This is a genomic window from Streptomyces sp. NPDC059456 (genome assembly GCF_042750055.1).
GTDB lineage: Bacteria > Actinomycetota > Actinomycetes > Streptomycetales > Streptomycetaceae > Streptomyces.
This window is the reverse complement of sequence record NZ_JBHYVA010000139.1, coordinates 1-15024: the sequence shown is the minus strand read 5'-3', so window position 1 is coordinate 15024 and position 15024 is coordinate 1. Positions and strand designations below refer to the sequence as shown.

Here is a 15024-nt window from a genome sequence, read left to right as displayed (position 1 = left end):
CCGGGATTCCGGTGACGGGGCGCCGTCGCGTCACACCGCCTCGATCAGCTCTTGCGGTGACCCACCAGCCGCGGCTTCGACTCCAGCCCGTCCAGCCCGTGCCAGGCCAGGTTCACCAGGTGCGCCGCGACCTCCGCCTTCTTCGGCCGGCGCACGTCCAGCCACCACTGCCCGGTCAGCGCGACCATCCCGACCAGCGCCTGCGCATACAGCGGGGCCAGCTTCGGATCGAACCCCCGAGCCTTGAACTCCAGGCCCAGAATGTCCTCGACCTGCGTCGCGATATCGCTGATCAGCGACGCGAACGTGCCCGTCGACTGCGCGACCGGCGAGTCCCGCACCAGGATGCGGAACCCGTCCGTATAGGACTCGATGTAGTCCAGCAGCGCGAACGCGGCCTGCTCCAGCAGCTCCCGCGGATGCCCGGCCGTCAGCGCGCCCGTCACCCCGTCCAGCAGCTGGCGCATCTCCCGGTCCACGACGACCGCGTACAGACCCTCCTTGCCCCCGAAGTGCTCGTACACCACCGGCTTGGACACCCCGGCCTTCGCCGCGATCTCCTCCACCGACGTGCCCTCGAAGCCCTTCTCCGCGAACAGCGTGCGGCCGATGTCCAGCAGTTGCTGACGCCGCTCGGCGCCCGTCATCCGGACCCGGCGGCCACGCCGGGGCTTGTCGCTGCTGGAACTGCTGCCGTCGATCGCCACGTCCCCCATCATGCCGCGTTCGACGCGTTTTCCCTGCGCCGGGCATCGATCCGGGCACCGGACGGCCAGCGCACGTCCGTCGCCCACCCCGCCAGCTCGAACCAGCGGATCAGCCGGGCACTGGAGTCGACCTGGCCCCGCAGCACACCGTGCCGGGCCGACGTCGGGTCCGCATGGTGCAGGTTGTGCCACGACTCCCCGCACGAGAGCACCGCGAGCCACCACACGTTGCCGGAACGGTCCCGCGACTTGAACGGACGCTTGCCCACCGCATGACAGATCGAATTGATCGACCACGTCACGTGGTGCAGCAGCGCGACGCGCACCAGCGAACCCCAGAAGAACGCCGTGAACGCACCCCACCACGACAGCGTCACCAAGCCCCCGACCAGCGGCGGGATCGCCAGCGACACGACCGTCCAGAACACGAAGTCACGCGAGATCCGCCGGATCGCCGGATCCTTGATCAGATCGGGCGCGTACTTCTGCTGATTGGTCTGCTCCTCGTCGAACAGCCACCCGATGTGCGCCCACCACAGCCCCTTCACCAGCGCCGGGACCGTCTCCCCGAACCGCCACGGCGAATGCGGGTCGCCCTCGTGATCGGAGAACTTGTGGTGCTTGCGGTGATCCGCCACCCAGCGCACCAGCGGCCCCTCCACCGCCATCGAACCCATCACGGCCAGCACGATCCGCAGCGGCCGCTTCGCCTTGAAGGAACCGTGCGTGAAGTACCGGTGGAAACCGATCGTGATCCCGTGGCAGGCCAGGAAGTACATGAACACCATCAGGCCGAGATCCAGCCAGCTCACCCCCCAGCCCCACACCAGCGGAACCGCCGCCAGCAGCGCCAGGAAGGGAACGACGATGAACAACAGCAGGGCGAACTGCTCCACGGACCGTTTGCTCTCGCCCCCGAGCGTCGCGGAAGGCCCGGCGGAATCGGGATCGGAACCTGAACCGGAAGCCGCCGAGGCGCCCTCGATCAGTTCGGGACTGGTGGTCATGAGGGTCCCCTGGGAGTGAGGAATCGGCGGACGCCAGGGCGCCCACCCAGGCTACGGATGCGTAACCTACGGCAACGTAAGTATGGCAAAGCATGAGCCCGCGACAAGAGGAGCACGGCCGCGCCCGAGGCGCTCTCAAGGGCGCCCGCCACCGCCCGCGCGCCGCCTGGTGAGACGTTTAGCAAGGCACGAGGCCAGGACACCTATCCTGGTGTCGTCGGACAGCGCGGTCCGCACGGGCAGCCGGGCTGCACACCAGGTGGGGGACACCCCCGCGCACCCCGGAGCCCACCTCCCAGTAGCGCTCGAACACTGCAAGGAGCCGCACCTGTGAGCAGTGCTGACCAGGCCTCCTCCACCCCGGCCACCGCCGCCAACGCGGAACTGCGCGCGGACATCCGCCGCCTCGGGGACCTCCTCGGCGAAACCCTCGTCCGCCAGGAAGGCCAAGAACTCCTCGACCTCGTCGAACAAGTGCGCGCCCTGACCCGCACCGACGGCGAAGCCGCCGCCGCACTGCTCGGCGACACCGACCTCGAAACCGCCGCCAAGCTGGTGCGCGCCTTCTCCACCTACTTCCACCTCGCCAACGTCACCGAACAGGTACACCGCGGCAAGGAACTGCGCGCCCACCGCGCCGCCGAAGGCGGGCTCCTCGCCCGCACCGCCGACATGCTCAAGGACGCCGACCCCGAGCACCTGCGCGAAACGGTCCGCAACCTCAACGTGCGCCCCGTCTTCACCGCACACCCCACCGAAGCAGCCCGCCGCAGCGTCCTCAACAAGCTGCGCCGCATCGCCGCCCTGCTCGAAGAGCCCGTCACCGGAGCCGGCGAACGCCGCCGCCACGACCTGCGCCTCGCCGAGAACATCGACCTCGTCTGGCAGACCGACGAGCTCCGCGTCGTACGCCCCGAACCCGCCGACGAGGCCCGCAACGCCATCTACTACCTCGACGAACTGCACGCCGGCGCCGTCGGCGACGTCCTCGAAGACCTCGCCGCCGAGCTCCAGCGCGTCGGCGTCGAGCTGCCCGCAGGCACCCGCCCGCTCACCTTCGGCACCTGGATCGGCGGCGACCGCGACGGCAACCCCAACGTCACCCCCGACGTCACCCGCGACGTACTGATCCTCCAGCACGAACACGGCATCACCGACGCCCTCGAACTCGTCGACTTCCTGCGCGGACTGCTCTCCAACTCCATCCGCTACACCGGAGCCACCGAGGAACTCCTCTCCTCCCTCCAGGCCGACCTCGAACGCCTCCCCGAGATCAGCCCGCGCTACAAGCGACTCAACGCCGAAGAGCCCTACCGCCTCAAGGCCACCTGCATCCGGCAGAAGCTCGTCAACACCCGCGAACGCCTCGCCAAGGGCACCCCCCACGAAGAAGGCCGCGACTACCTCGGCACCGCCGAACTCCTCACCGACCTCACCCTCATCCAGACCTCCCTGCGCGAACACCGCGGCGCCCTCTTCGCCGACGGCCGCATGGACCGCACCATCCGCACCCTCGCCGCCTTCGGCCTCCAGCTCGCCACCATGGACGTCCGCGAACACGCCGACGCCCACCACCACGCCCTCGGTCAGCTCTTCGACCGGCTCGGCGAGGAATCCTGGCGCTACGCCGACATGCCCCGCGACTACCGCGGCAAGCTCCTCGCCAAGGAACTCCGCTCCCGGCGCCCCCTCGCCCCCACCCCCGCACCCCTCGACGCGGCCGGCCACAAGACCCTCGGCGTCTTCTTCGCCATCAAGGACGCCTTCGAGAAGTTCGGCCCCGAAGTCATCGAGTCCTACATCATCTCGATGTGCCAGGGCGCCGACGACGTCTTCGCCGCCGCCGTCCTCGCCCGCGAAGCCGGCCTCATCGACCTCCACGCCGGCTGGGCCAAGATCGGCATCGTCCCGCTCCTGGAAACCACCGACGAGCTCCGCGCCGCCGACGTCATCCTCGACGAGATGCTCGCCGACCCCTCCTACCGCCGCCTCGTCTCCCTGCGCGGCGACGTCCAGGAGGTCATGCTCGGCTACTCCGACTCCTCCAAGTTCGGCGGCATCACCACCAGCCAGTGGGAGATCCACCGCGCCCAGCGCCGCCTGCGCGACGTCGCCCACCGCTACGGCGTACGCCTGCGCCTCTTCCACGGCCGCGGCGGCACCGTCGGCCGCGGCGGCGGCCCCTCCCACGACGCGATCCTCGCCCAGCCCTGGGGCACCCTCGAAGGCGAGATCAAGGTCACCGAACAGGGCGAGGTCATCTCCGACAAGTACCTCGTCCCCTCACTGGCCCGCGAAAACCTGGAACTGACCGTCGCGGCCACCCTCCAGGCCTCCGCCCTGCACACCGCCCCCCGCCAGTCCCACGACGACCTCGCCCGCTGGGACGCGGCCATGGACACCGTCTCCGACGCCGCCCACGCCGCCTACCGCGCCCTCGTCGAAGACCCCGACCTGCCCGCCTACTTCTTCGCCGCCACCCCCGTCGACCAGCTCGCCGACCTCCACCTCGGCTCCCGCCCCTCCCGCCGCCCCGACTCCGGAGCCGGCCTCGACGGCCTGCGCGCCATCCCCTGGGTCTTCGGCTGGACCCAGTCCCGCCAGATCGTCCCCGGCTGGTACGGAGTCGGCTCAGGCCTCAAGGCCCTGCGCGAAGCCGGCGGCGAAACCGCCCTCACCGAAATGGGCGAGCGCTGGCACTTCTTCCGCAACTTCCTCTCCAACGTCGAGATGACGCTGGCCAAGACCGACCTGCGGATCGCCCGCCACTACGTCGACACCCTCGTCCCCGACGACCTCAAGCACGTCTTCACCCGCATCGAAGCCGAACACGAGCTCACCGTCCGCGAAGTCCTGCGCATCACCGGCGGCGAGAAGCTCCTCGACTCCCACCCCGTCCTCCAGCAGACCTTCGCCGTCCGCGACGCCTACCTCGACCCCATCTCCTACCTCCAGGTCTCCCTCCTCGCCCGCCAGCGCGCCGCCGCCGAACGCGGAGAAGACCCCGACCCGCTGCTCGCCCGAGCCCTGCTGCTCACCGTCAACGGCGTCGCCGCCGGCCTGCGCAACACCGGCTGACCCCGCACGCACGTACGAAGACCCCCGCCGTCCGGACCGGACGACGGGGGTCTTCGCACATGGGGCGATCAGGAGTTGTACGCCGACTGGGCGCGCTCCAGACCCTCCGCGACCAGGCACTCCACGGAATCCGCCGCCCGGTCCACGAACCAGTCCAGCTCCTTGCGCTCCGTCGACGAGAAGTCCTTCAGCACGAAGTCCGCCACCTGCATACGGCCCGGCGGACGGCCGATCCCGCACCGCACCCGGTGGTAATCCGCACCCATCGACTTCGTCATCGACTTCAGACCGTTGTGCCCGTTGTCCCCGCCGCCCAGCTTCAGCCGCAGCGTCGGATAGTCGATGTCCAGCTCGTCATGGACCGCCACGATCCGCTCCAGCGGCACCTTGTAGAAGTCACGCAGCGCCGTCACCGGACCGCCCGACAGGTTCATGAACGACATGGGCTTCGCCAGCACCACCCGGCGGTTCGCCGGCCCCGGCGGACCCATCCGGCCCTCGACCACCTGCGCCCGCGCCTTGTGCGCCTTGAACTTCCCGCGCATCCGCTCCGCCAGCAGATCCACCACCATGAACCCGATGTTGTGGCGGTTGCCCGCGTACTCCGCCCCGGGATTACCGAGGCCGACGATCAGCCACGGCGCCGCGTCGTCCGACATCCATGCTCCTTAACGAGGACGACCGCCGTCCCGCTCCCAGTGGAGCCGGACGGCGGTCGTTCAGCAAGTGCTGAGGTGGAAAAGCGAGGCTCAGGCCTCTTCGCCCTCGGTGGCGGCCTCGGCGGCCGGCTCCTCGGCCTGCGGGGCGACGACCTGCAGAACGGCGGTCTCGCCGTCGACGGCCAGCGTGGTGCCGGCCGGCAGGACCAGGTCGGACGCGTGGATGGTCGCGCCGGCCTCCAGGCCCTCGATCGAGACGGTGACCTCGGTCGGGATGTGGGTGGCCTCGGCCTCGACCGAAACCGTGGTCAGCAGGGTCTCCAGCATGTTGGCGCCGGCGGCCAGCTCACCCTCGGTGACGACGGCGACCTCGACGGTGACCTTCTCGCCCTTCTTGACGATCAGGAAGTCGACGTGGGTCAGCGTGCGCTTGACCGGGTGACGCTGAACGGCCTTCGGGATGACCAGCTCGGTGCCGTCGCCCTTGATGTCCAGGGAGAGCAGGACGTTCGGGGTCTTCAGGGCCATCATCAGGCCGTGGCCCTCGACGTCGACGTGCTTCGGGTCGGTGCCGTGACCGTAGATGACACCGGGAACCAGACCGTCACGACGGGCCTGACGGGCAGCGCCCTTGCCGAAGTTGGTACGGGTGGCAGCGGAAAGCTTGACCTCGGACATGCTCACTCCTCGTGGGGTGATGGAAAAGGACACAGTCACCCGGCCTGAACGGCCTGCTACGAAGAGCGCGTCGATAACGGAGCACCGGCACCAACAGGTGCGGCCTCCCTCGCCGAGCAACTCGAAGAGTGTACCCGGCGCGGAAGGCCGCACCCAAAAGGATCTACGTCCCGTACCGCTACGGGACCTACTGCTGCTCTTCGAACAGGCTCGTGACCGAACCGTCCTCGAAGACCTCACGCACCGCACGCGCCACCATCGGGGCGATCGACAGGACCGTGATCTTGTCGAGCTCCAGGTCGGACGGGTCCGGCAGCGTGTTCGTGAAGATGAACTCGCTGACCTTCGAGTTCTTCAGGCGATCGGCGGCCGGGCCCGACAGGATGCCGTGCGTGGCCGTCACGATGACGTCCTCCGCGCCGTGCGCGAAGAGCGCATCGGCGGCGGCACAGATCGTGCCACCCGTGTCGATCATGTCGTCGACCAGGACACAGACCCGGCCCCGGACCTCACCGACGACCTCGTGGACCGTCACCTGGTTCGCGACGTCCTTGTCACGGCGCTTGTGCACGATCGCCAGCGGAGCGTCCAGACGGTCACACCAGCGGTCGGCGACGCGCACGCGGCCGGCGTCCGGGGACACGATCGTCAGCTTCGTGCGGTCCACCTTCGCACCCACGTAGTCCGCCAGCACCGGCAGCGCCGACAGGTGGTCCACCGGACCGTCGAAGAAGCCCTGGATCTGGTCCGTGTGCAGGTCGACCGTCAGGATGCGGTCCGCACCCGACGTCTTCAGCAGATCGGCCACCAGGCGGGCCGAGATCGGCTCGCGGCCCTTGTGCTTCTTGTCCTGCCGGGCGTACCCGTAGGACGGGATGATCACGGTGATGGAGCGGGCCGACGCACGCTTCAGCGCGTCGATCATGATCAGCTGCTCCATGATCCACTTATTGATCGGAGCCGTGTGGCTCTGGATCAGGAAGCAGTCCGCGCCACGAGCCGACTCCTGGAAACGAACGTAGATCTCACCGTTCGCGAAGTCGAAAGCCTTGGTCGGCACGAGGGCGACGCCCAGCTGATGCGCAACCTCCTCGGCCAGCTCGGGGTGGGCGCGGCCGGAGAAGAGCATCAGCTTCTTCTCGCCGGTCGTCTTGATCCCGGTCACAGCACAGTCTCCTCAGACGTGTTGAAAGCTGCTCGCCCCCGTGTGCGTCCGTCCCGCACACGGTGAGCCAGCCGAATTGCGTGCACCTATCACGGTACGCCGTCCCGGGCGTACCTGTTTCCGGTCAGTTCACCTCAACGAGGTCTCAACGCGGGTCCGCGTCCTCCCGGACCGCCGACTGAGCCGCCGTCGCAGCAGCACTTCCCGGACGCTTGCGAGCCACCCAGCCCTCGATATTCCGCTGCTGACCACGGGCCACGGCCAGCGCACCGGGCGGCACATCCTTCGTGATCACCGAACCGGCCGCCGTGTACGCCCCGTCCCCGATCGTGACGGGAGCCACAAACATGTTGTCCGAACCCGTCTTGCAGTGTGAGCCGACCGTGGTGTGGTGCTTGTGCTCACCGTCGTAGTTCACGAACACACTGGCCGCGCCGATGTTGCTGTACTCACCGATCGTCGCGTCACCCACGTACGACAGGTGCGGCACCTTCGTGCCCTCACCGATCGTCGCGTTCTTCATCTCCACGTACGTGCCGGCCTTCGCCTTCGCACCCAGATTCGTCCCCGGACGCAGATACGCGAACGGACCCACCGACGCCGACTCCCCGACCACCGCCGTGTCCGCCACCGTGTTGTCCACCCGCGCCCGCGCACCCACCCGCGTGTCCTTCAGCCGCGTGTTCGGACCCACCTCGGCCCCCTCACCCACGTGCGTCACACCCAGCAACTGCGTACCCGGGTGCACCACCGCGTCCTGCCCGAACGTCACCGAAACGTCCACGAGCGTGCTCCCCGGATCCACGACCGTCACGCCCGCCAGCATCGCCCGCTCCAGCAGACGCGCATTGAGCAGCGCACGGGCCTCCGCCAGCTGCACGCGGTTGTTGATCCCCAGGATCTGCCGGTGATCGCCGCCCACGGCCGCACCGACCCGGTGACCGGCCTCGCGCAGGATGCCGAGCACGTCCGTGAGGTACTCCTCGCCCTGACTGTTGTCCGTACGGACCTTCCCGAGGCCATCGGCGAGCAGCGCGCCGTCGAAGGCGAACACCCCGGAGTTGATCTCCCGGATCGCACGCTGCGCATCGGTGGCGTCCTTGTGCTCGACGATGGCCGTCACGGCCCCGTCCTCGCCGCGGATGATCCGGCCGTAGCCGGTGGAGTCCGGGACCTCGGCGGTGAGCACGGTGACGGCGTTGCCGTCGGCCTCGTGCGTCTGCACGAGCTGCCCGAGGGTCTCGCCGGTCAGCAGCGGGGTGTCGCCGCAGACGACGACCACCGTGCCGGACGGCTGCCCGCCGAGCTCTTCGAGGGCCATGCGGACGGCGTGGCCGGTGCCGTTCTGCTCGTACTGGACGGCGGTGCGCACGCCGGCGTCGACGTCCGCGAGGTGTGCGATGACCTGCTCGCGGGCGTGGCCGACGACGACCACGAGGTGCGCGGGGTCCAGCTCGCGCGAGGCGGCGACGACGTGTCCCACGAGCGAACGCCCGCAGATCTCGTGCAGAACCTTGGGAGTGGCCGACTTCATGCGGGTGCCTTCACCCGCTGCGAGTACGACGACGGCTGCCGGGCGGTTGGCGCTCACGGGGATGCCCTTCGGCTTCGGGTGGTGGACCCGTGAAGGATACCGGGGCGTTACGAGCCCCAAACGAGGCCGGGTCCCGACCAGGAAGGTCAGGACCCGAACTTGCAGAGCTCCCGGGGCAGGAGTCGAACCTGCGTCGTACCCAGATTCAAAGTCTGGTCGCCCCTGCCGACAGAGCAACCCGGGATTGCGCGCCGCCAGCCTACGCGTTCAGGCGGCGCGCCTCCACTGCCATCTGTGACCACCACCCCTCGATGCGGCGGTATAGGTCAGCGCTGTCGAGCACCGAGACGACCAGGCAGCCCCGGTACTCCGCTCCCACGTTCTTCCGGACCGTCTTGGGGTTGTGCTTCTTGAGCGTCGTCCGTTGCAGGTACGAATGATCGACTTCTAGCAGGTCAGCCCAGTAGTGCTCGGCACCGGTGACGTCCCCGGACTCGTGGATCATCAGGCGGTACTGGATGCGCTCGGGCTCGATGCCCAGCAGTCCGAGCCATGTCCGGTACACCAGGACCATGTCCGGATCACTGTTGACGAAGATCACCCGCTCGCGTCGGGCGTACGGCTTGCTCTTCTGTCCCTCGGCCCAATAGAGACCGACGCCGACGAGGAAGAGCTCGCGCTCCGACAGGGAACCCAGTTCCACGGCCGCGTCCTGCTTGGTTCGTTGCCGTTCGACCTCGCGTTTCTCCAGGGTCTTCTCCCAGCCGCGACGGGAGATCTCCGAGGCCTCTTCCGGGGTGCGGTGCCGCTCCGGTTTCGGGAGGTCGCGGACCCAGAGGGAGATCGAGCTCTTCGAGCAGCCGAGCTCGACCTGGATCCGGTCGTAGGTCATGCCCTGGAGGCGGAGCTCCCGGGCCTTCGCGCGGAGGTCGTCCTTCGCGTTCGGCCGCTTGGTCCATTCGGGGGCCGGTTCGCCGTCCAGGAGGCGGTTGAGGATGTCGTTGTTGTGGACGCCCAGGCGGTCGCGGATGCGGCGGCGGCTGAAGCCCTCGCGGCGCAGGGCCACGGCCTGCTCGCGGAGGGATTCGAAGGTCGCGGTCCCGGCGCGGAGGCCGCCGGTGCCGTCGCCCGGGCGGCGTCGGATTTCGGTCATGTCGCCAATGTCGTCCGGAATGCGGTATTCAGGTCTCGCTCAGCGGACGATTCAGTCGTACGTGCGATTACTCGGGGTTTGCGGGAATTCGGGTCGCGGATGTGCTGAGGGCGCTGCGTACGCTGGACGGCATGACCTATACGGGGGAAGAGCACGGGGCCGGGCGGGACGGGCCGCTGTGGTGGGAGCGGCGGCGCGGGGCCGTCCTGGACGTGGGGCTGGCGGCGGTGTCCGCCGTCGAGTGCGCCGTCGAGGGGGTGCCCTTCGCGCGCGAGGCCGGGGTGCCGGTGGCGGTCGGGGTGCTGTTCGGGCTCCTGGTGGGGTCCACGCTGGTGCTGCGGCGGCGCTGGCCGATCGCCGTGGTGCTGGTCGGGATCGCCGTGGCGCCGGCCGCGATGGGGTTCCTGCTCGGCGTGGTCGGGCTGTACACGCTCGCCGCCTGCGAGGTGCCGCGGCGGATCACCGCGTTGCTGGCCTCGATGTCGCTGGTGGCCACGTTCGTGGTGATGTACCTGCGGACCATCGGGGACCAGGGCGCCTCGCGCTCGCTCGTCGTCATCCTGTCCGTGTTCGTGGCGGTGGCGCTGACCGTGCCGCCGGTGCTGCTGGGCCTGTACATAGGGGCGCGGCGGCGGCTGATGGAGAGCTTGCAGGAGCGGGCGGACTCGCTGGAGCGGGAGCTGTCGCTGCTGGCGGACCGGGCGGAGGAGCGGGCCGAGTGGGCCCGTACGGAGGAGCGGACGCGGATCGCCCGGGAGATGCACGACGTGGTGGCGCACCGGGTGTCGCTGATGGTGGTGCATGCGGCCGCGCTGGAGGCGGTGGCGGCCAAGGATCCGGCGCGGGCGGCGAAGAACGCGGCGCTGGTGGGGGACATGGGGCGCCAGGCGTTGACGGAGCTGCGGGAGATGTTGGGTGTGCTGCGGGCGGCGGAGTCGCCGAAGCGGGCTCCTGCGGTGGTGGCGGTGGCCGCTCTGGCGGGGGTCGGGGGTGGGGGTTTCGAGGACGGGCCGGGGCCCACGCTGGGTGAGCTGGAGGCGTTGGTCGGGCAGTCGCGGGCGGCCGGGATGGTGGTGGAGCTGGATGTCCGGGGCGTGGGGGCGGGGTATCCGGCGGAGGTGGAGCAGGCGGCGTACCGGGTGGTGCAGGAGGCGCTGACCAACTGCCACAAGCATGCGCCGGGCGCGAGGGTCGTGGTGCGGCTGGCTCATCGGGAGGGTGAGGTGGCCATGCAGGTGGAGAACGGGCCGTGCGGGGCGGACGTGGTCCAGCCCGGGTTGCCGAGCGGGGGGAACGGGCTGGTCGGGATGCGGGAGCGGGTGCTGGGGCTGGGCGGGGTGTTCGTGTCCGGCCCGACGGACCAGGGCGGTTTCAAGGTCTCGGCGGTCCTGCCGCGGGGCCCCCGCCACCCCTGACGCCGAACGTCGGGCGCGGCGCGCCGGGTGCCGCGAGCGCTGTGTGCCGTGCCCTGCCGTGCCCTGCCGTGCCCTGCCGTGCCGTGCCCTGCCGAGCCCTGTCGAGCCCTGTCGTGCTTCGGGCAGAGCCGCGCCCTGTGCCGTGCCTCGCTGCGCACCGCGCCCTGCCGTGTTTGCTGCCGGTCCACGCGGGGTCGTGCGCCCCTGCGGGGCCGGGCCATCGCGTCGGGCCCTGCCGTGTGCCGCGCCTTGCTGTGCCCGTCGCGCCGGCGCCGTGCCGAGCGCTGTGCGCCGAGTCCTGTCGTGCGTCGCGCCGTGCCCCGTGCCCCGTGCCGCGTTTTGGTGCTGCCGGGCCGGGTGGGCCGGCTTGTCGTGGGTTGTGAGCCGTCGGCTGTTCGTGCCGTGTCAGGGGGCGGTGGTGAGGCGGGTGGGTTGGAGGCCGGTGAGGAGGAGGGTGAGGGCCTCGTCGACGCTGCCGCCCAGGTACCAGTCGCCGGTGTGGTCGATGCCGTAGACGCGGCCCTCGCGGTCGATGGCGAGGTGGGAGCCGCCGTCGGAGTCGACGCCGAGCGGGCAGAGCTGGGTGGAGAGGGCGCGGCCGAGGTCGGCGAAGGTGCGGGCGAGGTGGAGGCCGGTGAGGGGGTCCAGGCGGACGGGGACCGGTGCGGTCTGGCGGCCGGGGCCGGGGGCGGTGACGGTGAGTCCGCCGAATTCCGCCCAGGCTTCGACGGCTGCGGGGAAGACGGTGTGCCGGTGGCCTGCGGGGGTGGTGTGGTCGCGCAGGGCGTCGGCCCAGAACTCGGCCTGCTTGATGTCCCAGCGGCCGGGCTCCCAGCCGGCGGTGCGCAGGGCGGTGTCCACGGCGGTGGGGAAGCGGGTGGCCGAGGAGCGGTCGTAGGAGGCGGAGGAGGTGGTCATGGTGGCGGAGGTCAGGCCTTTTCTGACGCGGGGGTGAGGTCGACGGCGCGTACGCCGAAGTGTGCGAGGAGTGCTTCGCAGGAGCGGCAGGGGGGTGCGTAGCTGCCGTGGAGCGGGTCGCCGTCCTCGCGGATGCGGCGGGCCGTGATCTTGGAGTGTTTGAGGGAGCGGCGGGCTTCGCTCGCGGTGAGGGGTTTGCGGGAGGCGCGTCGGCTGCGGGCGCCTTCGACGGCGGTGAGGTGGCGGGAGAGCAGGATGGCTTCGGGGCAGCGGCCGGTGAAGCGTTCGCGCTGGCCGCTGGTGAGGGTGTCGAGGAAGTCCTGGACGAGGGGGTGCAGGGCGGGTGCCTGGTCGGCCTTGCCGGCGGTGCCGGTGAGGGTTTCGCCGCGTACGGAGAGTGCTGCGGCGATGGTGGGGAGGATGCCGTCGCGGCGGAAGCGCAGGACGGGTGCGGCGGGTCGGCCGTCGGTGCTGCTCCAGCGCAGGCGTGGGTCGCCGGACTGGGCGCCGGACTGGGCGTCCGGCTGTCCGGCCGGTTGTCCGGTCGCGGATCCGGTCGGTCCGGTCGGTCCGGCCTGTGCGCCCGTTCCCGAGGTGCCGTCGGCCGCGTCTGTGCGTGTCGCCGTGTTCTGCATGGTCGCGCCTTCCCTCCCGTGGCGGCGGTGCCGGCCGCTGTCGCGCACGCCCCCGTGCTGAGGGGACAGCCTGTCAAATGTCCCCTGTCGTGTGGAAGCGGGGTCGAATATTCGTATCAATTCGGATGTTCCTGGCCGTCGTGCGGCCCCCGGGGTCGCGGGCGGGTGACCCTCTTGCCGGAGCACATAGGCTGTGGTGAACCAGCCAGATCCAGCAGGGGGCTACCGCCATGACGACAGGTCGGCTCGGGCAGCAGGCCGTGCCACCCAACGCCGCGTACTCGGGGCAGGTCGTGCATTTCCCGGACCCGGTCCGGGCCGCTCGGCATCCCCACGGGGTACGGATGGACGCGGACGGACATCCCGACTTCTCCCCGTACGCGCGTGCCGCGGTGGAGATCGCGGAGCCCCCGGAGGGCTTCGGCGTGGACGAACTGCGGCTGACGGACTACGTGTCCGCGAACGCGGCGATGCAGGCGGCGGGCCATGCGCTGTGGGACACGGTCGGCCCGGTGGCGACGCCGCACGGCTGGACGTGGCACCACGTGGCGCGGACGCGGCGGATGGAGTTGGTCCCGGTCGAGGTGAAGGCGCTGCTGCGGCATCACGCGGGGCTGGCGACGGCGCCGGTCGACCACGAGAAGCGGGGGACGCGGCCGTTGCAGGAGGTGCGTCCGGTGCATCTGGGGCTGCCGAAGTCGGTGGTGTCGGTGTCCGAGGAGGCGGTGCAGGGCGTCGAGGAGGACCTCGGGTACCGGCTGCCGGAGGCGTACCGCGCGTTCCTGAAGGCGGCGGGCGGGTGTGCGCCGGTGGGCGCCGGGCTCGACGTGGACCTCGGTGTGCTGGTGGACCAGCCGTTCTTCACGGTGCGTGAGGAGGCGGCGGTCAACGACCTGGTGTACGTCAACAAGTGTCTGCGCGACCACCTGACGAAGGACTACCTGTGCGTGGCCTTCGCCCAGGGTGGTCTGCTCGCGGTGAAGGTGAAGGGCGCGTCGGTCGGCTCGGTGTGGTTCTCCCCGTACGACGACGCGCGTGACCGGGACGGCTGGTCGGTGCAGGAGCGCGTGGAGCGTTTGTTGCTGCCGTGCGGTGCCGATTTCGATGCCTTTCTGGAACGGTTGGCGGGCAATCCGCCGGAGTTGGAAACGGTGGCCGGTCTGATGGTGGACGGCGGATTCGCACGCTCGGTTCCCGTGTCGGGTGCGGCACCGGTGGAGGGGTGACGGCGCGATGGTGACGTTTGCGCAGGCGCAGGAGCGCGCCGAGGAGTGGATCAACGGGGACGTGCCCGCGTACCAGCACCGGGAGGTGCGCGTACGGGAGTTCGGGCTCGGGTTCGTGGTGTGGGCGGAGGACCGTGCGGCGGGTCCGGTGTCCGGTGGTGGCCGGCAGCGGCTGGTCATCGCGCGGGACAGCGGTGAGGTGACGCTGTGGCCGGGTCTGCCGGTGGGTGAGGTGATCCGCCGGTACGAGGAGGAGTACGGGGCTGCGGCCGCGCCGGTGGCGGAGGCCTCGGTGCCGACGCCGCGGATCGACTCGGAGCAGACCTCGTTCATGCTGAGTCCGCCGGAGTGGCTGCAGGAGGCGGCGGACCGGGCGGGGATCCCGCCGGCGATGCCCGCCCCCGCCCCCGCGCCCGCCCCGGCTCCCGCGCCCGCGGTCGCCGCGCAGCCGGAGCCGGTGGTCCAGGCCGTGCCGGCTGCCGCGCCCGGGCCGGTGGAGGCTGTTCCGCTGCGCCGCGAGGTGCCGTACGAGCCGACCGCGAACGACGGGGTGCCGGTCGGGGCCACGCCGTGGGCCGGTACCGATGTGAATCCCGGTGCGGACGACGTGTCCGTACCGCTGCCCGCGACGGTGTTCGCGCCGCCGCTGTCGGGGTCGGACCTGGAGGACGTGGCGCCGCCGCCCGGCGCCTCCTCCGAGGCCAAGACCACGCTGATGGCCGGGGGCAGCGGGCTCCCGAAGACGGCGATCGCCCCGGCCCGGCACCGCGGGGCCCGGGAGGGCGGGGCGGGCGCCGGTTCCCGCGGCGCGGCGGCGGCCGGCAGTGCCCCGCCCGCCCGGGGGGGGGC

Annotated in this window: 12 protein-coding genes, 1 tRNA gene and 1 pseudogene; 4 read left to right on the top strand and 10 right to left on the bottom strand. The window is 70.7% G+C overall.

The genetic code is table 11. The features are described from left to right. Nucleotides 1-44: 44 nt before the first annotated feature. Nucleotides 45-716 (bottom strand): TetR/AcrR family transcriptional regulator, encoded by a 672-nt coding sequence (locus ACFXA3_RS15040; protein WP_030865813.1) that lies wholly within the window; start codon nt 714-716, stop codon nt 45-47. Then, nucleotides 716-1714 carry an acyl-CoA desaturase gene (locus ACFXA3_RS15035; protein ID WP_385186888.1) on the bottom strand — a complete coding sequence of 333 codons (999 nt, stop codon included), beginning with the start codon at nt 1712-1714 and terminating at the stop codon, nt 716-718. Before ACFXA3_RS15035 ends, ACFXA3_RS15040 begins: the two co-directional genes overlap by 1 nt. A 330-nt stretch (nt 1715-2044) precedes the next feature. Between ACFXA3_RS15035 and ppc the strand changes: the two genes are divergently transcribed. Next, nucleotides 2045-4792, top strand: coding sequence for a phosphoenolpyruvate carboxylase (ppc, locus tag ACFXA3_RS15030; protein WP_385186886.1), 2748 nt, complete (start codon nt 2045-2047; stop codon nt 4790-4792). Nucleotides 4793-4860: 68 nt separating this feature from the next. Here ppc and pth read toward each other — a convergent pair whose 3' ends face one another. From pth to ACFXA3_RS15000, 6 genes are all read right to left on the bottom strand, one after another. Further along, nucleotides 4861-5451, bottom strand: coding sequence for an aminoacyl-tRNA hydrolase (gene pth, locus ACFXA3_RS15025; protein WP_385186884.1), 591 nt, complete (start codon nt 5449-5451; stop codon nt 4861-4863). A gap of 90 nt (nt 5452-5541) precedes the next feature. Beyond that, complete coding sequence (locus ACFXA3_RS15020; protein WP_385186882.1) at nt 5542-6129, bottom strand: 50S ribosomal protein L25/general stress protein Ctc; 588 nt, start codon at nt 6127-6129, stop codon at nt 5542-5544. A gap of 187 nt (nt 6130-6316) precedes the next feature. Continuing rightward, the gene (locus ACFXA3_RS15015; RefSeq protein ID WP_385186880.1) at nt 6317-7294 is read right to left on the bottom strand and encodes a ribose-phosphate diphosphokinase; all 978 of its coding nucleotides are present in this window, start codon (nt 7292-7294) and stop codon (nt 6317-6319) included. Between the two features lie 145 nt (nt 7295-7439). Further along, nucleotides 7440-8885, bottom strand: coding sequence for a bifunctional UDP-N-acetylglucosamine diphosphorylase/glucosamine-1-phosphate N-acetyltransferase GlmU (gene glmU / locus ACFXA3_RS15010; RefSeq protein ID WP_385186879.1), 1446 nt, complete (start codon nt 8883-8885; stop codon nt 7440-7442). 110 nt (nt 8886-8995) lie between these two features. Continuing rightward, a tRNA-Gln gene (locus ACFXA3_RS15005) sits at nt 8996-9072 on the bottom strand. A gap of 15 nt (nt 9073-9087) precedes the next feature. Then, nucleotides 9088-9981, bottom strand: a complete 894-nt coding sequence (locus ACFXA3_RS15000; protein ID WP_385186877.1) for a hypothetical protein — start codon at nt 9979-9981, stop codon at nt 9088-9090. Nucleotides 9982-10112: 131 nt separating this feature from the next. On the opposite strand from ACFXA3_RS15000, the gene ACFXA3_RS14995 reads away from it, so the two are divergent. Next, nucleotides 10113-11396 carry a sensor histidine kinase gene (locus ACFXA3_RS14995; protein WP_385186875.1) on the top strand — a complete coding sequence of 428 codons (1284 nt, stop codon included), beginning with the start codon at nt 10113-10115 and terminating at the stop codon, nt 11394-11396. 405 nt (nt 11397-11801) lie between these two features. Here ACFXA3_RS14995 and ACFXA3_RS14990 read toward each other — a convergent pair whose 3' ends face one another. Further along, complete coding sequence (locus ACFXA3_RS14990) at nt 11802-12314, bottom strand: SUKH-3 domain-containing protein (RefSeq protein ID WP_385186873.1); 513 nt, start codon at nt 12312-12314, stop codon at nt 11802-11804. Nucleotides 12315-12325: 11 nt separating this feature from the next. Then, entirely contained in the window at nt 12326-12949 is a 624-nt protein-coding gene (locus ACFXA3_RS14985; RefSeq protein ID WP_385186871.1) for a YwqJ-related putative deaminase, read from the bottom strand. Between the two features lie 230 nt (nt 12950-13179). Between ACFXA3_RS14985 and ACFXA3_RS14980 the strand changes: the two genes are divergently transcribed. Together ACFXA3_RS14980 and ACFXA3_RS14975 are read left to right on the top strand one after the other, a co-directional pair. Further along, nucleotides 13180-14175, top strand: a complete 996-nt coding sequence (locus tag ACFXA3_RS14980) for an SMI1/KNR4 family protein (protein WP_385186870.1) — start codon at nt 13180-13182, stop codon at nt 14173-14175. Between the two features lie 7 nt (nt 14176-14182). Further along, nucleotides 14183-15024 (top strand): annotated as a pseudogene (locus ACFXA3_RS14975) (hypothetical protein); the annotation flags it as partial.